At 57.9% G+C, this 25233-nt stretch carries 21 protein-coding genes; 4 read left to right on the top strand and 17 right to left on the bottom strand.

Annotated features, from left to right (window positions below; translation table 11 throughout):
- Nucleotides 1-18 precede the first annotated feature (18 nt).
- Nucleotides 19-852, bottom strand: coding sequence for a hypothetical protein (locus PMI18_RS20755; RefSeq protein ID WP_007898115.1), 834 nt, complete (start codon nucleotides 850-852; stop codon nucleotides 19-21).
- A gap of 57 nt (nucleotides 853-909) precedes the next feature.
- Nucleotides 910-1734, bottom strand: a complete 825-nt coding sequence (locus tag PMI18_RS20760) for a demethylmenaquinone methyltransferase (protein WP_007898111.1) — start codon at nucleotides 1732-1734, stop codon at nucleotides 910-912.
- Between the two features lie 149 nt (nucleotides 1735-1883).
- Between PMI18_RS20760 and PMI18_RS20765 the strand changes: the two genes are divergently transcribed.
- The 3 genes from PMI18_RS20765 to PMI18_RS20775 all read left to right on the top strand — a co-directional run bounded on the left by PMI18_RS20765 (nucleotide 1884) and on the right by PMI18_RS20775 (nucleotide 5625).
- Nucleotides 1884-3446, top strand: a complete 1563-nt coding sequence (locus tag PMI18_RS20765; protein ID WP_007898108.1) for an IclR family transcriptional regulator domain-containing protein — start codon at nucleotides 1884-1886, stop codon at nucleotides 3444-3446.
- Nucleotides 3447-3742: 296 nt separating this feature from the next.
- Nucleotides 3743-4624, top strand: a complete 882-nt coding sequence (locus PMI18_RS20770; protein ID WP_007898103.1) for a VOC family protein — start codon at nucleotides 3743-3745, stop codon at nucleotides 4622-4624.
- A gap of 206 nt (nucleotides 4625-4830) precedes the next feature.
- Nucleotides 4831-5625: an AraC family transcriptional regulator gene (locus tag PMI18_RS20775; RefSeq protein WP_007898100.1), complete on the top strand. Its 795-nt coding sequence runs from the start codon at nucleotides 4831-4833 to the stop codon at nucleotides 5623-5625.
- Between the two features lie 381 nt (nucleotides 5626-6006).
- On the opposite strand, the gene PMI18_RS20780 is transcribed toward PMI18_RS20775, so the two are convergent.
- The 14 genes from PMI18_RS20780 to PMI18_RS0129415 form a co-directional block, all read right to left on the bottom strand.
- Entirely contained in the window at nucleotides 6007-7032 is a 1026-nt protein-coding gene (locus tag PMI18_RS20780; protein WP_007898097.1) for a WD40/YVTN/BNR-like repeat-containing protein, read from the bottom strand.
- 9 nt (nucleotides 7033-7041) lie between these two features.
- Nucleotides 7042-9405 (bottom strand): efflux RND transporter permease subunit, encoded by a 2364-nt coding sequence (locus PMI18_RS20785; protein ID WP_007898094.1) that lies wholly within the window; start codon nucleotides 9403-9405, stop codon nucleotides 7042-7044.
- Between the two features lie 20 nt (nucleotides 9406-9425).
- Nucleotides 9426-11360 (bottom strand): DUF1302 domain-containing protein, encoded by a 1935-nt coding sequence (locus PMI18_RS20790; RefSeq protein WP_007898092.1) that lies wholly within the window; start codon nucleotides 11358-11360, stop codon nucleotides 9426-9428.
- A gap of 55 nt (nucleotides 11361-11415) precedes the next feature.
- Entirely contained in the window at nucleotides 11416-12783 is a 1368-nt protein-coding gene (locus PMI18_RS20795) for a DUF1329 domain-containing protein (RefSeq protein ID WP_007898090.1), read from the bottom strand.
- Between the two features lie 262 nt (nucleotides 12784-13045).
- The gene (locus PMI18_RS20800; RefSeq protein WP_007898087.1) at nucleotides 13046-14785 is read right to left on the bottom strand and encodes an AMP-binding protein; all 1740 of its coding nucleotides are present in this window, start codon (nucleotides 14783-14785) and stop codon (nucleotides 13046-13048) included.
- The gene (gene dmpG / locus PMI18_RS20805; protein ID WP_007898084.1) at nucleotides 14782-15813 is read right to left on the bottom strand and encodes a 4-hydroxy-2-oxovalerate aldolase; all 1032 of its coding nucleotides are present in this window, start codon (nucleotides 15811-15813) and stop codon (nucleotides 14782-14784) included. The genes PMI18_RS20800 and dmpG overlap by 4 nt, the downstream gene beginning before the upstream one ends.
- A 12-nt stretch (nucleotides 15814-15825) precedes the next feature.
- Nucleotides 15826-16740: an acetaldehyde dehydrogenase (acetylating) gene (locus PMI18_RS20810; RefSeq protein WP_007898079.1), complete on the bottom strand. Its 915-nt coding sequence runs from the start codon at nucleotides 16738-16740 to the stop codon at nucleotides 15826-15828.
- 35 nt (nucleotides 16741-16775) lie between these two features.
- Nucleotides 16776-17582: a 2-keto-4-pentenoate hydratase gene (locus tag PMI18_RS20815; protein WP_007898075.1), complete on the bottom strand. Its 807-nt coding sequence runs from the start codon at nucleotides 17580-17582 to the stop codon at nucleotides 16776-16778.
- A gap of 102 nt (nucleotides 17583-17684) precedes the next feature.
- Nucleotides 17685-18179: a flavin reductase family protein gene (locus PMI18_RS0129420; RefSeq protein ID WP_007898072.1), complete on the bottom strand. Its 495-nt coding sequence runs from the start codon at nucleotides 18177-18179 to the stop codon at nucleotides 17685-17687.
- Nucleotides 18180-18246: 67 nt separating this feature from the next.
- Nucleotides 18247-18996: a dienelactone hydrolase family protein gene (locus PMI18_RS20820; RefSeq protein WP_007898069.1), complete on the bottom strand. Its 750-nt coding sequence runs from the start codon at nucleotides 18994-18996 to the stop codon at nucleotides 18247-18249.
- 259 nt (nucleotides 18997-19255) lie between these two features.
- Nucleotides 19256-20143, bottom strand: a complete 888-nt coding sequence (locus PMI18_RS20825; RefSeq protein WP_007898066.1) for an alpha/beta fold hydrolase — start codon at nucleotides 20141-20143, stop codon at nucleotides 19256-19258.
- Nucleotides 20144-20270: 127 nt separating this feature from the next.
- The gene (locus tag PMI18_RS20830; RefSeq protein WP_007898064.1) at nucleotides 20271-20765 is read right to left on the bottom strand and encodes a flavin reductase family protein; all 495 of its coding nucleotides are present in this window, start codon (nucleotides 20763-20765) and stop codon (nucleotides 20271-20273) included.
- A gap of 134 nt (nucleotides 20766-20899) precedes the next feature.
- On the bottom strand, nucleotides 20900-21649 hold the full coding sequence (locus tag PMI18_RS20835; protein ID WP_007898063.1) for an SDR family NAD(P)-dependent oxidoreductase: 750 nt from the start codon (nucleotides 21647-21649) through the stop codon (nucleotides 20900-20902).
- A 54-nt stretch (nucleotides 21650-21703) separates the two neighbouring features.
- A complete protein-coding gene (locus PMI18_RS0129415) occupies nucleotides 21704-22936 on the bottom strand; it encodes an acyl-CoA dehydrogenase family protein (protein WP_007898062.1) in 1233 nt (410 codons plus the stop codon).
- Between the two features lie 457 nt (nucleotides 22937-23393).
- Between PMI18_RS0129415 and PMI18_RS20840 the strand changes: the two genes are divergently transcribed.
- Nucleotides 23394-24173: an enoyl-CoA hydratase gene (locus PMI18_RS20840; RefSeq protein ID WP_007898061.1), complete on the top strand. Its 780-nt coding sequence runs from the start codon at nucleotides 23394-23396 to the stop codon at nucleotides 24171-24173.
- Nucleotides 24174-24232: 59 nt separating this feature from the next.
- Here PMI18_RS20840 and PMI18_RS20845 read toward each other — a convergent pair whose 3' ends face one another.
- Nucleotides 24233-25093 carry a sugar phosphate isomerase/epimerase family protein gene (locus PMI18_RS20845; protein WP_007898060.1) on the bottom strand — a complete coding sequence of 287 codons (861 nt, stop codon included), beginning with the start codon at nucleotides 25091-25093 and terminating at the stop codon, nucleotides 24233-24235.
- Nucleotides 25094-25233 lie beyond the last annotated feature (140 nt).

Genomic DNA, 25233 nt, shown 5'->3' with positions numbered 1-25233 from the left:
AAGCGCGGCTGGGCGGACTCAGACGGTGGGCGCCTCCGGCATCGGGTATTCATCGGCGTTACGCACGAACCCTGGCATCAATGAGAAATCAACCCGGGGCGGGCCAAAAATGTCCACCAGCCAACAGCCCTGCTCCATGGCCTGACTGGTGTGAATCAAGCCGGCGGGGATTGTCAGCGCGGCAGGACTGCCGACATCCAGGTGCTGATCATCCCGCCACTGTGTGGAGTCAATCCCCCACGGGGTGCGCAGGTGGTGCACGAAGCGCCCGGCACACGTCAGGGTGATCTGCTCGAAATCCTGATGCGAGTGCGGTTTGAGCTTTTTGCTGTCGCGCTGGCCTGGGTACACGTCAGTGATGTTGACCATCAGGTTGCGACTGCGAAACGCGCGGCCCGGCGAGCGGACATCGACATATCGCTCCAGCGGATAATGGCGCAGCCGATAGCCTTCCAGCGGCTGCGGCCATGGTTTCAGAGCTGCAACCTCCGGCGCCCCATGAACATAGTCAGCGTGATTACTCGCCAAAGGCATTAGATCAGTCGCCTGATTGCTGAAGATCCGAACCAGATGACCTCGGCCCTTGACCTCGACACTGCTGACGCCTGGCGGGACGATAAACAGATCATTACCGTCGCTCATGATGTGCTCGTCGCCTGCCGTTACTGCAATTTTAATGTCCGGCGGTGCAATGACCATATATTCATCGGCATTAAGGCGCGGCAAAACAGCCGAATCACTTACTTCAGTCATCGCCAATAAAAAGTTGGCCGTCCTTAAGTAACGCGTCCGACTTTCATCATTCAAGATCTGATTTTCGGTCTGGTAATTTTCCAGGGTTACTTTTCTCACACCCCACCTCTTATTCCCCAGCTATCACTGTTATTACAGTTATCGTTAGCGCCGGTATCAATCTCTTTCAACCTGCGGCAGATCCGGCCGACCATCGGCTACCCACTGCTGATATTCGTGACGTGTCTTGTCGTTGGCCGGGAACACCCCCCAGATCGCATCTCCCCTGCCGATGCGCTGGGCAATATAGTTTTCGAGATCGTCCTGCGCTTCGCAGACGTCGGCGAGCTCCGCTGCCAGATGCGCCGGAATCACCGTGACATTGTTGCGGTCGCCATGAATCACATCGCCCGGATACACCGCAACGTCGGCGCACCCAATGGGCACTTGCAAGTCAGCGACGTGATGGAACGACAACCTTGAAGTAGCCGTAACACCTGCGCTCCACGTGGGGATATTCATCTGCGAGATCTCGTCGCCATCGCGAAAAGCACCGTCGGTGATCACCGCCCTGGCGCCGCGCAACATCATGCGTTTGATCAGTACGTCACCCATGGCAGCCGCTCGGGAATCACCGCGACTGTCGATTACTAGCACGTCGCCAGGCGTCACCTGCTCGACACCAAACCATTGCAGGTTGTCCGGATTGGGGCCGGTGGTCACGGTGGCGACAGTGTCGAGATCTTCACGCGCCGGGATGAAGCGCATGGTGTAGGCACGCCCGGCAAACGGCTTAACCTTTTTGTTCAACGGCGTGACGCCGACCATAACCGGCTGGCGATAACCGCGCTTGAATAGTTGTGTGGTCAATGTACCGCTGGAAACTTTCGCCAGGCGATCGAGTATTTCATCGGACACATAAGTGGTATTGGTCCGGGACGCCAACTCTTCTAAAGAGGGTGACTGCGCATTGGATATTTTTTGTTGTTTATCTTCACTCATGGACATACTCACTTATTGAACTTAGTCTTTAGCAACACGGCAAAAGTTGTCTGGCGATGAATATTGCAGATCGCAGGGTGAGATAAAACTGCTCCTGCTCCTTGGTAACGGCACTTTGACCCATTCGTTCCATATGGTGAGACTCAACCATGACTAGAAACACAGGCGAAGGCACTGGCTCACTGGAAAAAGCCATCGACATTCTCGACCTCATCAGCGAAAGAACCGACGGCATGAGCCAAAACGACCTTGCCGAGCGCCTGGCGCTGCCCCGCACCACGGTCTATCGCATCCTGGCCACCCTGGTGGCTCGTGGGTTGGTAAGGCGTGATCCAGGCCGACGCAAGTACTGCCTGGGCTTTCGCTGCGTGGAGATGGCCAAACAGGTTTATTCAATGCCAGACCTGGTGTCAGCTGCCTCTTCGCAGCTGCGTGCGCTTCGCGATTTGACGGGCGAGACGTCCTATATCGGCACCCTTGAAGGACTCGACGTGGTCTCCCTCGAACGTTACGACAGCCCTCACTCACAGCGCTCGAATGCGTCTCTGGGTCATCGCAAACCGGTATACGCAACCAGCCAGGGCAAGGCGATCCTGTCGGCGTTGCCTGCCGAACTGCGCGATCCCATCGTTCGCGACCTCAACCTCAAGCCGCTGACCGAACTGACCATCACCGATCGCCGCCGGTTGCAGGCCGAGCTGCGCATTATTCAAAGCCGCGGCTATGCCATCGATGATGAAGAGAACGTCTTGGGCACCCGTTGTGTTGGTGCCCCGGTGATCGATCCGCAGGGCGTCGTACGCGGCGCCATCAGCGTGGCCGGCCCGGCCTATCGCCTGACCATGGCCCGCATAGAACTGCTGGGGCCGGAACTGGTAGAGGCCGCGCGCTACATCGGCGCGCAGTTGCAGTCAGCGGCGACCGACTCTTCGGCCCAAGCCATCAGTGCCGTTCCCCAGACGATCCACGGCAGTCATCCGCTGTGGTGTGAAAACAGTGGTCGACTGTTGTGGCTAGACACTTTGGCACCAGCCTTGCGCTTTTATCAGCCTGACGGCGAGCACCAGAAAATACCGGTCGAACAACCCATTATCGGCGTGTTCTTCAAAGATCAATTCCCTGTGCTGATCCTGGAAAAAAACGCGGTGCTGATCGACGGCAATCAAGTGGAATCGCTGGCGAACTGGCCCCACAAGCACGTGCGCGCAGTGTGCAATCGGACCTCTGGCACGCTATGGGTTTCGATGGGCGCAGGCAACACCAGCCGCATCGGCATCATCGAGACCGATGGTACTTTCGATCCGCTCTGGCAACTCAACGAAGCGGTAGATCACCTCTTATGGCATGCCCAAAGCGAGACCTTGTACGCCAATGCACCAGACTCAGGAAATATATTGATGCTCAAACCCGGCTCAAGCGCAGTACGAAAATTTGCCACCGTGCCGAAAAGCTCGGGGATCATCAGCGGCCTGGATATTGACGCCAACGGCGGGCTATGGACGGCACTGCGTGACGGCTGGAGCGTGGTGCACTTCGCCGAGGATGGCAATCTCGATCACGTGATTGCGCTGCCAGTGCCCTGCCCGACCGGCGTCGCCATTGGTGGCATCGAAGGCAAGACGTTGTACGTGACCTCGGCAAGGCAATTTGTGCCGCTGGATATCCTGAAGAAAGCTCCGTTGTCCGGATCGCTGTTCGAAATTGCCCTATAAGCCTATGCGGCGTTGTACCGTTTTCTATGGCTGGTGGCATTGCAAGACGCGTCGAGCTGGTTGTTGGACCGCTAACCCCCAAATCCCTCGGCTGGGCACCTCGTCAACCCGGCAGTTAGCGAGCTGTTTACCAACGTCCCTGATTGGCGAAATCGCAACTGATATTGGCGAAACTGCGACATATGGCCACAAGCAACCCTGTTTACTATGATCCAGGACCTGCCTTCCCTAGCCTGCCCAAATAGCGAGCCATGGGATCCAGAGCACCATTTCAAAATAAAAATAAGGAAACAATCATGGGTGTTAGCAGTCTTGGCTATATCGCTTTAAATGTCAGCAAGCTAGATGAGTGGCTTGATCTGATGACCAAGGTCTTTGGGCTCGAAGTGCGTCGCCGACACGATTCCGATGTCGTCGATCTACGCATGGATGAGCACCATCATCGCCTCACACTGAACTCGTCCGAGATCGACGCAATCGCCACTGTCGGTTGGGAAGTCGGTTCAATGGCGGAACTTGAGGCTCTGGCACAAACTTTACGGGATCGCCAAATCGAAGTCGTTCCCGGCTCGCCAGGGCTGTGTGCCGAACGAAAGGTCAAAGCCCTCTATCAATTTCGCGAACCCACGATCGAAGTTGAGAGTGAAATCTACTACGGCCCTCTGGTCTCGAACACGCCCTTCGCGCCCAGCCGTGGCATTTCCGGGTACACCACCGACGGACTGGGCCTAGGTCATGTAGTCTTCTGGGTGAAGGACGTGCAGGCCACAATCGACTTCTATACTCAGGTGATGGGATTTAAAATTTCCGACTACATCGCCTGGGACGACAATGATGCCGTTTTTCTGCATTGCAACTCCCGTCACCATACCTTGGCGATCCTGGCGGCTGCGCCGGGCAGGCCCGCCGGTGCGCTCAATCACATCATGCTCGAAGCAAAGTCTATGGACGACGTAGGCTACGGGTATGACATTGCACGAGATAAAGGCATTCCAATCATGCTGGAGCCTGGCAAGCATTCCAATGACCATATGCAGAGTTTTTATCTGCAGACACCGTCTGGTTTCTGGATGGAGTATGGTTTTGGGGCACGCCTGATAGGTGAAGACTGGGAAATCAAAAGCTACGATCAACCAATGCTTTGGGGGCACCGGGGCAACCGCATGGTAGCAAAGTGAGGCACGTCGAAGTGCTGGCGTATGTCGGTACCGATTGTCGGTTCCGCTGACCAATCCGATTTGCTCGCGGTTCCGATCAGGTACCGTGCCTCTTCTTGTCGAACATTGCCCGCGCCGCGAATGCCGGATGATCTCACTTGCCGGATTAGGTTCGCAGCCCGACAATGTTTGGTTCAGATTGGCTGAGATCTAAAGGATCTGATGTCATGATTGAAACTTTTGAAACCTTGTCCTTCAAGAAAACTGACGGCGCAGTCTCAGCGGTTGAGCTGGTCAATGCGAATTTTGAGCTCCCCACGCACAAACACGATGACGCGCAGCTTATGCTCGTCACCCGTGGGCTCGTCACCTGTGAGGTCGCTACGGGTCTGTGGATGGTGCCGCTGGGTTCCGCCTTGTGGATTCCGGCTGGCATGGAACACAGCATGCAGAGCGTGGGCGATCTTCAGCTCTACTGCGTATACATAGAACCAGAATTGACCCGGCTTCTGCCCCTGTCCTGCTGCACGCTGGCCGTCCCTCCACTGTTGCGCGAACTCGTAATCGAGATATCTCACTTGCCCGATCACTGCGACGTCGATGGGCCCGACAGCCGGATGATTGGCGTCTTGCTTGACCGACTGGCTACGGTGCCGGTGGAACAATTGCACCTGCCGATGCCCTCGGATCGGCGCTTACGGAAAATCGCCGAACGCCTGATCATTGATCCCGCTGACCGAACCACAATGTCTGAATGGGCGCTCATCGTCGGAATGAGTGAGCGCACGATGCTTCGGGTATTGTCCAAAGAAACGGGCATGTGTTTCCGACGCTGGCGGCAACAGTTTCAAATCATGCTCGCATTGGAGCGGCTATCGGAAGGCGATTCCGTTCAGGCTGTTGCATTCGATCTCGGATTCGAGAGTGCCAGCGCGTTCGGCACGATGTTTCGCAAGACGCTAGGAAAACCGCCGCTGAAGTTTCTCGCAGATCGTTCACATGACACATCCAATCATTACTGAGTGACGGAAGAAGAGCGAGGAGTCATGAGGACTTCTCGCTCTACCGTTGCGACCTCCCAATACCGCGCCTCCGCGGCCATCTGAACAACGAATCCCTCGACAGCCTCCTTACTGCAAACCGCGACACCGGTGCCGACAAATGTCCCAACGAGCCCGCGCGCCACGACGACTTGAGCCGACAAAAACAGCGCTTACAGGTGGGCTTTTACTGACCTGGTCAATTGCCGCATATCTCGACACGTATAAAAAGTGCAGCACGAAGAATGGAGCATCCGCCTTCTCCCGGCTGCATGTGTGCATCGATGAAGTCCGGTATCAGCACGTGACCCGCCAGATTGATCTGCCGGGTCCGCGTGCCAATGTCCGAGGTAATGCCCTACCTCAGTCAGGTAGGTCAGGAGAAGCATGCTGACCGGGGGCAATGCTTGCTTGAATTGCGCGCGAGTCATCGATGGCGTTCTTCACCACCCCCAGCGCAGAAAACAGCATTGCTCGACGCGCGCCAGCGACCACTGCCGTGAGCGGCGCGCGGTCACTGCGCGTTTCCACCGTAAAGCTGCGCCCACCATCGACGCTGGTCAGCACATAACCGCCGAAACCAACCACCAGCACCCGACCGTCAGCCAGTTGGGTCAAACCGGTGAGGGACTCCTTGACCCCGGTCTCGGCACGCGTCCAGGTCAACCCATCGCTGCTGCGATACAGGTGGCCACGAATCCCGGCGGCGACGAAGCTTTCATCTTCCAAGGCGATTACATTCCACAGCGAACCACCCTGGCCAGTATCCCCTCGTTGCCAGGTCTGCCCACGGTTGGCGGAAAAGACGCTGATGCCGTTTTCCGCAACCACCAGCACCTTGCCCGAGGCGGTGCTCGTCACGCCATTGAAGTGCATCCCCGGATCATCCAGCACCTCAGCCAGGGACGAAGGCTGCCAGCTGCGACCGCCATCTAGGCTCTCCAGCGCCAGGCCGAACTGGCCGACAGCAAAGCCGTGGTGGGCATCCAGAAAGTTCACCGAGAGCAGTACCTCGCCAGCTGTGTCGGCCTTACGCAACAGGCTCCAGGTCTCACCGCCGTCGGTGCTGGTGAGGACCACACCGTCGTGGCCCACCGCCCAGCCGTGCTGGGCATCGATGAACTGCACAGAGGTGAGCAGCGATTGCACAGGCACCGAGCGGGCCTGGCGAAACTGCTCGCCGTCATCGGAGATCAACACGGTGCCGTAGTCGCCGACCACCACGATGCGTTGGCCGGCGCGTGTTGCCGCGACCAGGTTGGCAGAGACGCTATTGGCGCCGAGTATCGCCGGCCGGTCGACCGGCACCCGGGTCGGTTCGGCCTGGGCTGGCAGCGCCAGCAACGCCGCCAGGGTCAGAGCAAACAGGGAATAACTGGAATGCTTCATACTTGGGCCTCAATGGTGGGCGATGCCGGGGACCCGTACCGGGCCGCGACGGGGAAACAGACGATCGAGTACCACCGCGAAGGCCGGTAGCAGGGTCATGGCCATGACCATGTTGATCATGAACATGAAGGCCAGGAGCTTACCCATGTCAGCCTGGAATTTGAGCTGAGAAAAGGACCAGGTGGCCACCCCCACAGTCAGCGTCAGGGCAGTGAAGATGGTTGCGATACCGGTCTCCAGGATCGCGTTTTCGACCGCTTTGGTCGTGCTTTGCCCAGCGGCCAGATGCAACTGGAAGCGGTTGTAGATGTAAAAGGCGTAATCCACGCCTATGCCCACCGCAAGTACCATTACCGGCAGCGTGGCGACGGTCAGGCCGATGTTGAGTTCCTTCATGAACCAGTAGCCGATCCAGGTTGCCACCGTCAGCGGCAAACAGCAGGACAGCACGGCGCGCCAGTCGCGGTAGGTAAGGAATACCAGAATGATGATGCAGGCATAGACGTAGAGCATCATCGGCATCTCAGACTCCTCCAGCACCTCGTTGGTGGCACCGGCCACCCCGGCGTTGCCGCTGGCCAGGCGGATCGCTACACCATCCAAGTGATTGGCCGCGCTGAACGCCTTCACCGCCTGCAGAACCGCTTTGATGGTGGTGGCCTTGTGGTCGGCGAGGTAGAGGTTGACCGCCTGCATCGAGCAATCGGCGCTGCGGATGCCTTGGGTCTTGGGCAGACTCAGCATGATCCCGCCGACGCCGCGACCGTCGCGCGGCAGGCTGGCCATCTTGGGGTTGCCTTCGTTGAGCGCGGCGACGAACTCCTTGCTGACGGTCGCCGCCGACTCGACTGCGACAACCCCCGGCACCTGTTTCAGTGCCCAGCCAAGGTCGTCGACCAGTTGGATCATTGAGGCGTTCTCGCAGGCATTCTGATCGGTGGCGATCACGACCGTCAGCCAATCGAGGCCGACATTGAAGTTGGAGACTATCGCCGCCGCATCCTGATTGAAGCGAGCATCGGCGCGCAGCTCGGGCGCCCCCGGCTCCAGGCTGCCGACATGCCGGCCGTGGCTGCCCCAGAGGGACAGCCCGAGCACGACCAGGCCGCCAAGGGTGACCCATGCGGCTTTGTTCGGCTCGGCCAGGCGCGCCACCCCATGCAGCCACTGGCTGCGCCGCTCGCGTTGGAGCATGGCCTCGCGCGCATAGTCCGGACTGACATGGACATAGGAGGCCGCCACCGGCAGCATGATCAGGTTGGTAATAATCTTGTAGCCGACCCCGATCGAGGCGGTGATCGCCAGTTCCTGGATCATCGGGATCGGCACCAGCACTAGGGTGATGAAACTGACGAAGGCGGTGACCAGCGCCAAAGTACCAGGGATCAGCAGCCCGGAGAAACTGGCGCGAGCTGCCTGCATGCTGCTCTTGCCATGAGCGATCTCGCGCACGATGTAGTTGATCTGCTGAATTCCGTGGGACACGCCGATGGCGAACACCAGAAATGGCACCAGAATCGCCAGCGGATCGAGGCCGTAGCCAAGCAGACGCAGGGTACCGAACTGCCAGACCAGAGACATCAGGGAACACGCCAACGGCAATACCATCAGCTGTATCGAACGGCAATACCAATAGACGGCGGATGCGGTCAGGAAGAATGCCAGAACGAAGAATGGAACGGAGGCCTTGCCCTGATCAGCAATGTCGCCGATCTGCTTGACGAAGCCGATGATCTGAATCTCAAAATTGGCATCTTCAAATTGGGCCCGTAACTGCTCCTCAAGGGCGTGGTTGAAAGCGATGTAGTCCAGCGGCTCACCTGTTGCAGGATCACTGTCGATCAGCTCGGCGGTGATCGCGGCACTACGGTGATCATTGCCGACCAGAGTACCTATATGTCCGCCACGCAACGCTCGCTCGCGAATCTGTGCGATCACAGCGCCATCCAGACGATCGGGCGTCAGGTCGCCACCGGTGACCGGCAGCGCACTGAACCCCTCTTCGGTGGTTTCGGTAACGAAGACATTGGGCGTCCACAAGGAGGTCACCGATGCGCGGTTGACCCCCGACATGGCCGCCAATGCCTCGGTCACATTGAACAATCGTCGCAAGCCCTCCTCGCTCCAGATGTCACCATCGCGGGCACGCACCACCACGGTCAGCCGGTTGGCGCCGAATAGCTCATTGCGATACTTCTGAAAGGTCTCGATATATTCGTGACGGGTGGGTAGCTGCTTCTCGAAACCGGCCTCCATACGCAGCTGCAAGGCGAAAACCGCCATGAGCACGGTGAAGCACAATAGCGATAGCAGTAATACCAGTCTGTGCCGAAAGGCGAGTACTTCGAAGCGGGCGAGAAAGACTTGCAACATGGATCACCTGATCTGCTGGCTTAAAATGAAGTGGTCAAACTGAGACCGAGATAATCCTTGTCAAGCATCGGATTACTCTCCCCGCCACCATAGAAATGGGTGAAATCGACCCTTGCGGTCAGCCCCGGGTCGGTTTTGAAGTCGACATTGAGCGCTGTAGTAACCGAGCCGACGTTCTTCGAAAAACCGGGAAAGACGCCGGCCGGGCTGCCGTACAAGCCACGATTGATACCCAACTCGGGAACCAGAGAGACGCGGGTGCCGAAGGCGTTCGGGTAGGTCAATGTAGTGGAAATGGCGACCCCGGCGGTGGTCCTGGTCGGTGCCGCGGCATCGTAGTTGATCGGATAAGGCACATGGGTGCCGAACGCTTCGTTACTGCCATTCTCACCCGGCGCCGCAGCGCTCAGATCTAGGTTCGGCAGGTGCGAAACTGCCAGCTCGGCGATCATCATGCCATCGCTGGCGCCCAGCGCTCCGATCAGGCCGCCGAAGCTGTCCGGACGCAGGATGCTCAAGCCGCTGATGGTCGCCTGGTAGCGCTCGGTCTCAAGGTAACCGGGGCACACCGTGCCATCTGCCTTGCCGCCGGCAATCGGGCCGCCGCTGAAGGCCGTGCCATTGGCGGGCAGGCAGGAGTATTTGCTCGCCGCCACCTGAGGCACCGTCTGATCGATGAGCACCACATCATTCGGTCGATAGGCCAATTCGGCGCCCACGGACCAGTCGCCGACACGGAAGTTGTAGCTGATCCCGAACAGATCGCGGTCCGCGGCATAGTTGACGAAGTAGCTTCTGTACCCCAATGGGTTGTTCGCCGTGGAGTCAACGATCAAACCAATGGCTGGAGTCTTCTCATGGTAGCGAATGTAGTAGAGGCCCAGTTGGTCACCCGAGTCCTCGAAGGTATAACGCGCCGCCAGACCAAACTGGCCACCCTTTTTGTACTTGTCCGAACTGCGCCCGATCGCCGAGCCCACACCACCGAGTATGTTCTGCGCTCCAGGGAAATTTCCGCTCAAACGGTCTTCCAGACTGATGGTACTGCCGGTGGTGGCATCTATGGTGCCGTCATCACCCATGGTGCCGGGCGGGCCTGCCGCCGGCAAGGTTCCGCCAGTCAAGGCCGGGGTGCCGGAGAACACGGCCGTCGATCCCGGCGACGCCATGTCAAGGGTGCTGAAGTAGGTGCCCTTGGCTGGCAGGATGTGCTCGTCAAAGCCCCACTGGTAATAGGTCTCGATGCCGAAGTTATCGGTCAGGCTGGTGGAAAAATCGAATATCGGCGTCGGGCGGTACAGCTCCTTGAGTTGCACCCCGGCCGAGTTGGCCTTGCGCAGATCCAGTGGGTTAATGGCGTTGATGCCGCCAAAGGTAAGAAGTGCCTCACCCCAGGTAACCACTTGTTTGCCGGCGCGGATCTTCGCCGGCTGATCAGCGATGTCGAACTCCTTCTGCACATAGGCGTCGAGGATCTCTGCATCGCGCACCGCAATGTTCCTGGCGCTGCGGGGGATATCCGTGCGCTGGGTATCATCCACTGCAAAATCGTAGAACCAGGCACCGCGCACCAACGCTTTCCAGCCACCCGGGGCCTTCAGATAGAGGTCATGGGTGCCGCGCAAGGCCTGGCTGATCAACTGGCCCTTGTTATAGTTCAGGTTACCGTCATCACTGTTGATAAGGCCCAGGTCGCCGTCGGCCTTGAAGTTGGCACAGCCGCCATTGTCGTAAGCTATGTAATGACAATCGCGGTCCTCGGCACGCATTTGCATGCCGAGTGACAGGGTACTGTCAAAGTTGCCTTCGATGCCGTTATCCAGTTCGAAGCGAAAGGCATGGGCTTGCGGCGCGAACGTGCCGGTCCCTACTGCTGTCGTGATGGCTAGGCTTAGCGGCGCCAGGCGCATCAAGCTGGGTTGGAAGTGCCAGGATTTTCTTATTGTTGTGGTCATAGCGCTCTCGTCATTCGGGAAAGTCAGAGGTGTGCATCCAAGCGTGAACGCGGGCTCAACGGCCCGCGTTGGAACGGAAAGACTCCACGGAGAAATCGGACGTGTTCAACGAAACGCCGTAGACGGGCGCCTTGCCGCTACCAGCGACCACCCTGTCGCTGAGATAACGGCCGACCTGCAGGTCGTAGCTGGCATATCCCGCCTGCACGCAGGCGCCAAGATCCCAGTTGGCGACGGTGTAGGCTTCCATCGAGCGCCAGATCTTGCCCTGAGCGTCATAGAGGTCTTCGGCAACGATCAGCCAGCTGTCTTCGTCGAGGTAGAAGGTGCGTTTCGGGAAGCTGTGGCGCATGCCCGGCTTCACATTAGCCTCGACCACCCAGACCCGGTGCGACTCATAACGCACCTTGTCACGCGCCATAAACAGCGGGTCGTGTACGTCCTGGGCCGCAACGGTATGGTCGTACAGGGGCACGTTGTTGTAAGGGACGATCAGCTCCTGCTTGCCGACCAGCTTGAAGTCGTAGCGGTCTACGGGGCCGTTGTACATCCAGACCTGGTCGACTGCGAGAAGGTTGTCACTCTGGAGCACAGGCGCGTCGTATTGGTAGGTCGGCGCACGACGCACACGGCGTTGGGAGGCGAAGTACAGCCAGAGGTCGTTCGGCTTGGCAATGTAGTAATGGGCCAGCGTGCCCTCGCCGGCGACGGCTGCTGGGGCGGTGGTGAAGCTGCTGAAGTAGAGCTCCATCCCCTTGCTGCTGGTCAGGTCGGCATCAGGCTTGCCCAAGGGAAACAGAATGTCATCATAGAACTGCTGCACCACACCGAGATTCTTGCCGCTGGCGCCCTTGGGCGGCAGCATGCCGACGTAGGAGTTGTGCATTGATTCGCCCTGATATCGCAGCTTGAAGTTCCAGATCGCCTCCGCACCGTTCTGCGGGATCGGGAAAGGGAAACCTCCACCCTGCACCTGTGCTAGCCCCCAGCCATCGGCTGCCAATTTGGCGTCTGTGGCGTTCTTGCGGGTCTGGGCGGCGACGCTGGCGGGCAGCGGACAACTGCGGTGGGATGGATAGACATCCATCCGGTAGCCTTGGTGCAGCTTGAGCAGTTCCTTTTGGCCAGGGCTCAGCTTGGCCTGGTACTGCGCGGCATTGCTCGCATTGATGGAAAATAGCGGCTTCTCGCCGACGAAGGGATCAATGGGCTTGGCGCCTTTCTGGAAGCCGGACGGCGCCTTCGCCTGCGACCCTGTCCATGCCGGGATCGAACCATCCTGATTAGCCTTGGGGTCGGCGCCGGTCGGGGTCAGCTCGCCACCTAGCTTGGCGGCCTCGCTTTGCGCCACTGCGGCGTAGGCGGCACCCTGCGCACAAAACACCGTCAAGCCGAGTGTCAAAAGCTTCGCGTACTTATTCATTGTGGTACCTCTTCGAATTATTATTGTTTTATTCAAACAATCGCTTTCTATTTGCACTCCCTTGCGATTGACACGCCTGTTTTTATTGCTGACCTCTTTGCCATTTAATTTATTTTTTGCGCGCATGCCCACAACGGCGCCATGCCGACGCAGCCAAGACGCTGTGTGCTTATTCAGTTAAAACTTCCTGTTATGCCATTTGCAGGAATAACAGTTCAGAGCGCCTCCTGGAGAGACAGAAAAAATACGACGGGGTTATGAGCTAACCGGGCTGCTTAATTTTAAAGGTGTCAAAATCCTCCTCCCAATACTCACTTGCGCCGCGCGCGGAACTGTTGCGTTCATGTTCTTTATTTCGCAGTTCAACGCGCCGAATTTTTCCGGAAATGGTTTTGGGAAGTTCCATGAATTCGATACGGCGAATGCGTTTATACGGCGCCAATCTGGCGCGAGAAAACTCGAATATGGATAACGCCAGCTCTGGATCGGGTGTGAGTCCTTCGCGCAAAGTAATGAAAGCCTTGGGTACCGCAAGCCGCAATTCGTCCGGACTGGGGACAACTGCTGCTTCCATCACGGCATCGTGCTCCATCACGACACTTTCGAGCTCGAATGGGCTGATTCGATAGTCGGATGATTTGAATACGTCATCATTGCGACCAACGTAAAAGTAGTAACCGTCTTCGTCACGAGTGGCGATGTCACCGGTGCGGTAGTACCCGTTACGCATCACCTCAGCGGTCTTTTTCGCATCCCCTTCATAGGCCAGCATCAGCCCTACAGGCCGGGGCTCAAGCACTATTGAAATCTCGCCTTGCTGAGCGGGCATGTCGTCTTGATCGAGCAGCCTGATCTGGTAGCCGGGAAGCGGGCGCCCCATGGATCCTGGCTTCAGAATTTGACCTGGCGTATTGCCGATCAATGCTGTGGTCTCAGACTGGCCGAAGCCGTCACGTATACGAATACCCCATGCTCGTTCGACCTGTTCGATAACTTCGGGGTTGAGCGGCTCACCAGCCCCGACAAGTTCGCGCAGCGGTACCTTATACGATTCAAGATCTTCCTGAATCATCAAGCGCCACACGGTGGGTGGCGCGCAAAGCGAGGTCACGCCACAGCGGCAAATGACCTCTATCGCATTCCTGGCGCTGAAACGCTCATAGTTGAATACAAACACCGTGGCACCTGCATTCCAGGGTGCAAAGAAGCAGCTCCACGCATGTTTTGCCCAACCCGGTGAACTGATATTCCAATGCACATCACCCTGTTGTAGGCCCAACCAATACATGGTGGACAAATGCCCAACCGGATAGCTTTGATGACTGTGTAAAACAAGTTTAGGTTTAGAGGTAGTACCCGAAGTGAAGTACAACAATAACGGATCGCCCGACAGCGTCTCGCCTTCGGGTGTAAAGATGGGCGACGACGCATGGCTCTTTTCAAAATCCTGCCACCCGTCCCTTTCGCCCCCTACGGAAATTCGTGTGTAGCCACCGGTCAGGGAGTCGAACTTCCCGGTCTCCGAAACCTGCGTGACAACATGCAAGATCGCTCCCCGCTCCATGCGGTCGCCAAGATCCTCAGAAGCGACCAACATGGTTGTCGGCACAATAACGGCACCGAGTTTGATGCCAGCAAGCATGAGTTCCCATAACTCGACGCGGTTTGGCAACATGAGGAGCAAAGGGTCACCTCGCTTCACACCCAGTGAGCGCAAGTAATTGGCCACTTGACTGGAGCGCAGTGACATCTCGGCAAACGTGACCTTTTTCTCACTACCATCTTCGCCGACGACCCACAATGCCAGTGCATTGTTGTCCTTTGCCTGGACATCGAAGAAATCGAGCGCCCAATTAAACGTGTCCAGTTCTGGCGCCCGATAGTCGCGCACTGCTGTTTGGTAGTCGGAACGATGACGCTGGAGAAAATCACGCGCCTCGATAAAAGCCTGGTAAACCGGACTTACCCTGAGATCGATTTGCACCTTGCGCTGGCCGCTCATACTGCCACCCCGCGTTCCCTGACCAGCGTCATGGCGGTGTCTTCGATCATGTCTTCTTGCCCGCCAACCATGCCGCGGCGGCCAAGTTCGACGAGCAGTTCTCTGGCCGAAATGCCGTACTTCTTCTCGGCACGCTTGGCAAAGAGCAGAAAGGAGGAGTACACCCCGGCATAACCCAAGGTCAGGGCATCGCGATCGATCCGGATGACGTGGTCCATAATCGGCACGACGCGATCTTCAGCAACATCGCTGATCTTGAAGGTATCGACGCCCGTCTCGATGCCCATGCGATCGCAGACGGCGATGAAGACTTCCATCGGCGTATTGCCGGCGCCAGCGCCGAGTCCGGCCGCCGCCGCATCGATGCGGTTAGCCCCGGCTTCGACGGCGACAATTGAGTTGGCGACGCCCATGGCCATGTTGTGGTGACCGTGGAAACCAAGTTCGGTTTCCGGATTGAGGGCGCCACGCACGGCAGCGATGCGGCTCCTGACGTCGTCGGGCAACATGTAGCCAGCCGAGTCGGTGACGTAGATGCAGTTGGCGCCGTAGCCTTCCATCAGTTTCGCTTGTTCGACGAGTTTTTCCGGCGAGGCCATGTGCGCCATCATGAGGAAGCCGACCGTATCCATCTCGAGCTTGCGCGCCATGGTGATGTGTTGCTCGGCTACATCGGCTTCAGTGCAGTGCGTCGCGACCCGGATGGTGTATACACCCAGGTCTTTCGCCATCTTGAGGTGATCGACGGTGCCAATACCAGGCAACAACAAGGCGGAGACCTTGGCCTGCTTCATCTTCGGAATGACGGCGCTCAAGTACTCTTCGTCGGTGTGCGCCGGGAAACCGTAGTTGACCGAGGAGCCGCCCAGACCATCGCCATGGGTGACTTCGATCAGCGGGATGCCGGCTTCATCGAGGCCGGTGGCGATGTCGATCATCTGCTCAAGGGACATAAGGTGACGCTTCGGATGCATGCCATCGCGCAAGGTCATGTCGTGGACGGTGATTTTTTTGCCGCGCAGATCCATGTTCTGTTCCCCTTAGCCGACCGCAGGCTCAAGCTTGAGCGTGCCGTTGATGATTTCTTCGGCGAACATTTCCGCCGTGCGTGCCGCTGCGGCGGTCATGATGTCGAGGTTGCCGGCGTACATGGGCAAATAGTCGCCCAGGCCCAGAACTTCGAGAAAGACGGAAACGCGGTTGCCGTCGAACACCGGTCCATTGACCAGACGGTAGCCGGGAACGTATTTCTGGACTTCCTTGATCATGTCGTGAATGGACGCGGTGATCGCGGCCTGGTCCGGGGTTTCTTCGGTCAGGCAGTGCACAGTGTCGCGCATGATGAGCGGCGGTTCGGCCGGGTTGATAATAATGATGGCCTTGCCTTTGGCCGCGCCGCCAATCTTCTCGATGGCACCGGCGGTGGTGCGGGTGAATTCGTCTATGTTCTTGCGTGTACCGGGACCTGCACTTTTCGAGGACACAGTGGCGACGATTTCACCGTAGGCGACTCTCTGTACCCGAGAGACGGCGGCGACCATGGGAATGGTGGCTTGTCCTCCGCAGGTCACCATGTTGACGTTCATTTCCTTACGTCCAACCAGGCTCTTGAGGTTGACCGGGGGGACGCAGAAGGGACCGATCGCCGCAGGAGTGAGGTCAATCATCATGACGCCGAGGGCGTTGAGCTTGCGACTGTTCTCAGCGTGGACGTAGGCGGAGGTAGCGTCGAAGGCGATTTGAACGCCCTCTTCCAAAACGTGCGGCAGAAAACCATCGACGCCTGTGGCGCAAGTTTTCAGACCGAGTTCACGGGCACGTACCAGCCCTTCCGACGCGGGGTCGATGCCGATCATCCAGGTCGGCTCAAGAAAGGCACTACGCTTTAATTTGTAGAGCAGATCGGTCCCGATGTTGCCTGGGCCGATCAATGCACATTTTATTTTCTGACTCATCTTCGTTCTTCCTGCTAATGACAAATCACGAGTATTTAGACGAACAAAGCGCTGACACTGCCCAGCCCTTCGATGCTGACGTCGAATCGGGATGCTTGCGTTACCGCGACCATCGGACCGAGCGCACCAGTGAGGACGATATCGCCAGCCTGTAACGGACGGCCGCAGCGAACCATCATGTCGGCCAGCCAGATGGCGGCATTGAGCGGGCTGCCCAGGCACGCACGTCCATTACCCCGCGAAACCACCTCGTCGCCACGCTTCATTTCCATCGTGCAAGCTGTCAGGTCGAACTGATCCAGTTTTACCGGCCGGCCGCCCAGGACGAATCGCGCGCTCGACGCATTGTCAGCAACGGTATCGACGAAACGGATATTCCAGTCCTCGATGCGACTGTCGACAATTTCAATGGCGGGGAGCGCGTAGTCGGTAGCGCGAATCAAGTCGGCGTAGGTATGGCGTTCATGGGTCAGGTCGCGGCCAATCACCAGGGCAACTTCGGCCTCCACCTTGGGCTGGATCAGGCGAAGCAGTTCCACCGGCTCCCCGTCACCGACGGCCATATCGGCAAAGAGCATGCCGAAATCTGGCTGATCGACACCCAATTGCGCCTGGACGGCCAGCGACGTCAGGCCAATTTTTCGACCCACCAGACGCCGTCCCCCGGCCAACCAAATCTGAGTATTGGCCTCCTGAACCGCGTAGGCGCCGTCCTGATCTACACGGGCAAGGCGATCGCGCAGCGGAGCAATCGCCTTGCGTTCGCGCGTGGCAACTTGTAAAAGCGCCGCAGCAGCTTCAGCAGAAAGCGGTTCATCCGAAGATGCTGAAAATGAGTTCATCGTTATCTAACTCTCAAAAAAGTGACCCTGCGGCCGAGCATCTACCGATCAGGAGAAATGACTTTCAGACAAGAAATCCGCGAGCTATTCGACGATCGCAGGCTAAGCGGCGGGCGATGGCGCGAATGATCCGAACTTGCCGTTGAAGTAAATCAACGGTTCGCCTGCAACAGTTTGCGCAGCCTCCACCAGTCCAACGACGATGGCATGGTCCCCGCTTATAAAGACTTGAGAGGTCAGGCACTCAACGTGCGCCAGCACGTCAGGAATCAGTGGCACATGCAGCGTCTGGCCATCGGTAAACGGCGCTCCTGCATATTTTTCACACCCCTTGCTGGCAAACAGCGAAGCGACATCACTTTGCGGGCGCGCGAGCAGACTGACGCCAAATGCCTTGCTGGAAACGATGGTGGCGTAGCTACCGGCGCTCTGTTGCAACGCGAACATCACCATGGGTGGATCGAGCGACACCGTGACAAACGATGAAGCGGTGAGCGCCGCGACTGAATCAGTCACTCTGTCGTACGCGGCGATGACACACACCGGGCCGGCCGCAGTGCGTCCGATTTGCTTATAAACATCACTGGATACGGGCATGGTAAGCACCCTTTTTATAGTTAAAAACTGGTGGAACGAGTCGCGACCCTACTGTTCACGGCAACGGTTACAACACTTCGTTGAGGAAATCAGCCATCGACTTCCAGGATCGGCGGTCCGCCACCGCATCGTATTTGGCCCCAGGCGTTCCGAAGCTGTCCGCCGCCGGAATCGTAAAGGCGTGCACCACACCGCTGTATGAAACCGTCTGACAGTCGACGCCTGCCGCAGACATTTCCTGCGTAAATTCGAGGACCGTTTTTGACTGGATTTCTCCGCCCTGGCCAAAGAAGACGAGATCGCCGGCGAACGGATCATCGGCGCCGTGAAGAACCAACAGTTTCGTCTTCACCACGCCGGGAACAGCCGGCTTGGGAGTCGCCAGAACACCATGGAAGCTCACGCCGCCGAGCAAATCGCTGTTGCCTGAGCGCGTCAGGGCGAGCACGGTTGCGCCGCCAAAGCAAAAGCCGATCGCGCCCAGACGCCCATTGCAACGGGGGTGTGCTTTCAGCGCATTCAATGCCGCTGCGGCTCTGACCGCCAGTTTGTCGGAGTTTGAAAGCCATGAGGCGACGACCTCGCCGGCCTCGGGAAAAGGCGGCGCCTTGCCATCGCCATAAACATCGGCAACCAGGACGAGATAACCGAGTTCCTCCGCCAGTCGGTTCGCTTTGCCAAGTGGATGCTCGCCGATGCCGGAGATGTCGGGAAATACAACGATACCCGGACGGCTGTCATCACCGGCCGGCAGCACCAGTTGCCCCTTGCAAATGACATCGCCATCCCGGTAGTCAAGGGCTTGTGTCTGGATCATTTCTTATCTCCTTTATTTTCGATCCGACTGGCGCGAAACATGACGTTCCGCGCCGGTGGTGTAAGTGGATCTAACGCTGACCAGGTCTCGGGAATGGAAGTCTTGGCAATGGCTTGTGCCAGGCTTCGATCGCGGTTTCACTGCATTCCAGCGCGCTTGCTTTACTGAGAAGGTTACTGAGTGTATGCATGGGCTGGCGCGGCGGCACTGCTGGGTTCCGCCAATTTACATCGCCAAAGCGCCAAATCCGCTCGCTCATTTATGTCGGGCGAATGACGTCAAAAGACGATGTGCTCTCACCAAAAAATTCGGCCGCCACCGCATTGAATTCGTCAGGTACTTCGTACTGAGGCCAATGGGCTGCATCGCCTTGCATCACATACACACGACTATCGGCAACCTGGGTTGCCGCGGCGCGTGCGCAAGCAAGGTCGTGGATCGGATTATCAAGCGTCCACAGAAACAGCGTCGGACAGGTCAGCCGTTCGAGCGGGATCAGGAACTCGTCGTGGCGCCCGATGAGCGCGTTGATCAGCGGTGCGACGACACGTGTTTCCGGGCGCAGATAGATGCCCAAGCGCAGCCCCAGCAATTCGTCACTGACCAGGTGCTGGTTGCGTTCATGCATCAGCCACTCGATCCGGGCGCGCACCGATGCCTCGGTGGGTGCATTGCCGACATTGCGTTCATTGAGCGCCATCAGATTCTGCAGGTCGGCTTTGCCTTTCTCCGACACAACCGGCAAGCCGGCGGCCGTGTTGAGCATCAGCTTGTCGACGCGTTGCGGGTACTTCGCGGCGAAGAACGCCGAGACCCAGCCACCCAGCGACTCGCCCGATAAATGGGCGCGCTCGATACCAAGCGCATCCATCAGTTCGCCAAGTTGCTCGGCGAACACCGGCGGCGTGAACTCGATGATGGGCTTGTCAGACAAACCGTGGCCGACATAGTCGAAGGCGATCACATGGAACTGTTGCGACAGCGCCATCAAATTCTTCGCGTATGCCTCCAGATGGCCGTTTATGCCATGCTGGAAAATAATCGGCGTTCCACCCTTCTTGCCCGCTTCTGCGATGCGTATCCGGCCAAAATTTTTCGTCTGTATAAAACGAATTTCGGTACCTAACATATCTAGCCAAAGGCTCATGTTGTATTTCCTTTATATAAAACTTGTTTAAGTTAGTTGTAGCGTCAAGAGACGCCGGGGGACGCAGGTCTCCCCGGCGAGTCAACGCCCGGATATAAAAAGAAACGTTAACGGTCTGCTGGAAAATCTAAGCGGCGGGCGATGGCGCGAATGATCCGAACTTGCCGTTGAAGTAAATCAACGGCTCGCCTGCAACAGTTTGCGCGGCTTCCACCAGTCCAACGACGATGGCATGGTCGCCGCTTATAAAGACTTGAGCGGTCAGGCACTCAATTTGTGCCAGTGCGTCAGGAACCAGGGGCACATGCAGCGTCTGGCCATTGGTAAACGGCGCGCCTTCATACTTTTCACGCCCCTTGCGTGCAAACTGCGAAGCGACATGACTTTGGGGATGCGCGAGCATACTGACGCCAAATGACTTGCTGGAAACGATGGTGGTGTAGCTATCGGCGCTCTGTTGCAACGCAAACATCACCATGGGTGGATCGAACGACACCGTGACAAACGATGAAGCGGTGAGTGCCGCGACTGAATCAGTCACTCTGTCGTACGCGGCGACGACACACACCGAACCGGCCGCAGTGCGTCCGATTTGCTTATAAACATCACTGGATACTGGCATGGCAGAAGTCCTTCTTATCTCTTATCTATAGTTGAAAGCCGGTGGAGCAAGTCGCGAACCCATGATCCGCGGCAAGTGGCATCCCGGTCTTGTGTACCCTGAGTCTTTCCCTTCTCCCTGTTCGTTCAATCAGGCTAGTGTGTCGCATCGAGCAAACCGGCATCGATCGCGATGATCTGCCCGGTGGTGGATGTAGATGTCACAAACGTCATGACCTGCTCGGCGATATCACTGGCCTGGACTGTACGTCCCAGTAAAGCCCGATGCCGCGCCGCTTCCTGTGCCGCCGGATCCATCGCCCGATTGGACATACCTGTATTTTCCACCACCCCAGAGGCGATGCAGTTCACCGTCACGCGGGGCGCCAGGGCAACCGCAAGGCAACGCGTGAGGTGATTGAGCCCGGCCTTGCCAGCGGCGTAGGCGATGCTGCTGCCGATGGGCGCAATGCCGCCACACGAGGAGATATTCACGATATGTCCACCTCCTTGTGCCTTGAGCAAGGTGGCGCAGGCGCGGGCCAGCATGAAGGGCCCGCGCAGATTCGTTTCCAGAATCCGATCCCACAAATCGGGCGTTAATGCCTCGAGGTCGAAAAAGGGGATGCGGGCACTCCACGCAGCGTTGTTCACCAAAATATCCAAGTGCCCGTATTCGTCTGCGATGGCCCGAACACATTGCTCGATAGACTCTTGCGAGCGCTGGTCAAGCTGCATGACGCGGGCGGCACCGATGGCATCATCGGCGGTCGCCCCTGCGCGCTCATGGCCCTCGAGACAGGTGACAATCACGGTGGCCCCCGAGGCGAGGAGGCGCCGCGCAATGGCGGCACCGATGCCGCCTGTTGCACCTGTCACGAGCGCCACTTTTCCTTTGAGTTGCATGTTTTGATCCCCGCTCGGCCAGTGAAGTAATGTGCAATCAGATGCCGGATGGATCTAACGCACGCAGGCCATACTTGACCGGGTGAACGGCATGGGCGGCAGGCCCAGCATGTGCTTCGCATAGGTGCCCGACCAAGTCTCCGGAATGGCGAACGGATGGTTGCGCATGCCCATCAGGTCGCGCAGATGCCGTTGAAACGCCTTTTCAGTGTTGAGAATTCCGCCGCCGCCGATCTCGAATATTTTCAGCGCCGCGTTCAGGCAAGTCGCCATGGCGTAAGAAGCTTCGTAGCGACATTGCGCCCGACTTGCCGCGGGAATCTCTTCGCCCGCCAGGGCTTTCGCGTAGAAATCTCCCCACGTGCGTGGAATGCGCGCGCGGGCATCATTGACGAGCGTCGTCGCTTCGGCCAGCCGGATGTAGAGTTGCGGATTGTCCGCCGCCGCCGTGTGCGAGAAACCGGAGACGCGTTTACGTTGCGCCTCAACAAACGTCTCGATGGCACCGGTCGCGGCCCCGATGGCGGCCGAGCCGATGGCATAGCCGAACATGGACATCCAAGGCAGGCGCGAAAGCGGTCCAGGATTGATGCTGCGGCCCGGCTCGGACTCGGCATAGGCGTCCTCGACGGTATGGGTGCGATGCACCGGCACTATGCAATCAACCGTTGCCTCTTTGCTGCCGGACCCCTGCAGACCCGCCACCTGCCAGCTGTCCTGATCAATCTTGAAATCCCGCGCGGGCACGAGGAAAGTTCTGTATTCCGCCCCCTCGCCATCGTCCGGGACAACACCACCGAGCGCGATCCAGTCGCAATGGTCCACGCCGCTCAAAAAGCTCCAGCGCCCCGTCAGGCGGAAGCCATCCTTGACGCGCTCGACCTTGCCGGTCGGCGCGAACGAAGAGGCGATGCGGGCGTCCCGATTTTCACCCCAGACATCTTGCTGCGCCTCTTGCGAATACAGGCCGACGTACCAGGCGTGACCGCCCACCACACCGTGAACCCACGCGGACGAACCGCACGCTGATCCGACCCGGACAACCGACTCGAACCAGGTCGCAGGATCGATGCCCAATCCGCCCCATTGTTTCGGCTGGATGGCGCGAAAGATGCCGGCGTCGGTCATCGCTTGAATATTTTCGATCGGCAGGCAACGCAACCGCTCGGCTTCGGCAGAGCGCTCTTTGAGCAACGGCAAGATGCCGTCTATTCGTGCGAGAAAAGCGGCGGCGTCGGCTGGGTTATCCGATGCCGATCCCAAATTCTGAATGTTTGGTTGTGACACTTGGCTTGCTCCTGAGTCATGACAATGGCTTGCGCCGAAGCTTCGATCGCGGGGCGTCAGTCCAAGGACTCCGGTACAGAAACCCTTGAATTACTGCGTTTCCAGCGTTCTTGCAGTTGCTTAGGAGTGTATGCATGGGTTGCGTTGGCGGCACTGCTGGGTTCCGCCAAGTTACCTTGCCGAAACGCCAAATCGACTCATACATTCATGTCGGTTGAATGACGCTGGCAGGCCAACGCCAGAAAACTGATGCAGGTCAGGGCTGGGATAAGTGCAACGAGTCACCTACGCATAAATACAGATTAACTTTGCATTTATCCGGATATAACAAACAAATTTGCACTGTTAGGATCACGTTGAAGCAAGCCTCAAGAACTCGGTGGCTGTTTCAGCGACTGCAGGGTGGCGATAACAAGAACACGACAGAAACAACACGCTTTCATCCGGAGCCAATTCAATGAACAACGACAAAATTTTAGTAGAGCGCCGCAGGCATACTGCCCTGCTGACGATCGCCAATCCACCTGCCAATACCTGGGATCTTCAATCCCTGGCCAGCCTTGAGTCGCTCATCGAACAGCTCAATCGAGACAAGGACATCTACGCGTTGGTCATCACCGGACAGGGCGAGAAGTTCTTCTCGGCCGGTGCCGACCTGAATCAATTTGCCAACGGTGATAAACGCGTCGCCAAGGAAATCAGTGATCTGTTTGGCCGAGCCTTCGAGGCCCTGTCGAATTTTCGTGGTGTCTCTATTGCGGCAATCAATGGATACGCTATGGGAGGCGGTCTGGAGTGCGCGCTCGCCTGCGATATTCGCATTGCAGAGGAACATGCGCAGTTGGCCCTGCCGGAAGCCAAGGTCGGGCTGCTGCCCTGCGGTGGTGGAACCCAGAACCTGGCATGGTTGGTGGGTGAAGGTTGGGCCAAACGCATGATTCTCTGTGGCGAACGGATCAGTGCGCAAAAAGCCGAGCGAATAGGTCTGGTTGAGGAAGTCGTGCCACGAGGTGAGTCACTCTCTGTCGCCTTGCAGTTGGCCGAAAAAGCCGGCGAACAGAGTCCCTCCTCTGTCAGCCGCTGCAAAGGCCTGGTAATGAGCGCTCGGATATCGCCGCAAGCCAACGGTTGGGCCAAGGAACGACAATTGTTCCTCGAACTTTTTGATACCCAGGATCAAAAAGAAGGTGTCACCGCGTTCCTGGAAAAGCGCAGCCCCCGCTGGCTCAATGCGTGAGTATTTCAAAGCGAGAGCCCGTACAGGCCCTCGCCGCTTACGATCAACTCAAGGTGGGGTTATCGACACAATTCACTTTTGACCCGTTCTAGCATCATCCGGCTGGACTCATCGGGCCGGTCCTCCCAGGCAAACACCGAGACCGTGGCAATGCCGTCGAACTTGATCTCGCGCAAGGTGCCAAAAAACGCTTCCCAGTCAACCTCGCCCTGGCCGATATCCAGGTGCTGGTGCACGGTGGCGTGCACACCGGGAGGGTTGACGATATATCGCTGCCCCGAAGACACCCTGTGGTTGTAGGTGTCGGCGATGATCAGGTGGGTAAGCTTGGACCCGGCGTATTTGAGCATCGGCTCGATATCGCCCTTGCCGTCGTCATAGAAGAAGGTGTGGGGCGCAGCATAGACGTAGTTGATCCAGTCGCGATCCAGGCCACGGATGATGTCTACCGCCTCATTGTTGCGCTCGCAGAAATCGTAAGGGTGGGCTTGGATATTCAGATTGATACCCTCGCGCTCAAACTCAGGCATCAGTTCGTCCATGGAGCGCATGAACTGGTTCTCGCACACCAGCGGTTTGTCCGACTGGCCGGTGAACTCGGTGTTGACCAGCTCGCAGTCCATCTCCACGGCAATCTGGAGCGCACGCTTCCAGTTACGCACGGCGGCCGTGCGCAGGCCTTCGTCGGCGGAGGCCCAATGGTACATGGGCAACAGGGAGGACAGCTTAACCCCGGTGTCGCTCAGGGCTTTGCGAAACTCCTTGATCCGCGCCTTGTCGACCCGCGGAGCTTTGTAGAACGGCATGAAATCTTCCCGGGGTGACAGCTCGATGTATTCGTAACCAAGCTCGGCAACCTTATCGACCATCTTGCCCAGAGACAGAAAGCGGTACATGTAGGGATCTAGTGCAATGCGCATAACTTACTCTCCTCTCATTCCCGCGCACAACGCGTGGAACCGTCAACGATGAATTTTTATTAGCGGTGGTCATGTGCGAAGTCAGGCAGTACCACGTTGTCAGTCTTCCGGCATTATTCGCACAAGTGAATTATTTGGCT

It is taken from the genome of Pseudomonas sp. GM102 (genome assembly GCF_000282555.1).
In the GTDB taxonomy this organism is placed as follows: Bacteria; Pseudomonadota; Gammaproteobacteria; order Pseudomonadales; family Pseudomonadaceae; genus Aquipseudomonas.
The sequence above is the reverse complement of the archived record's forward strand: the minus strand, read 5'-3'. Positions and strand labels throughout refer to the sequence as shown.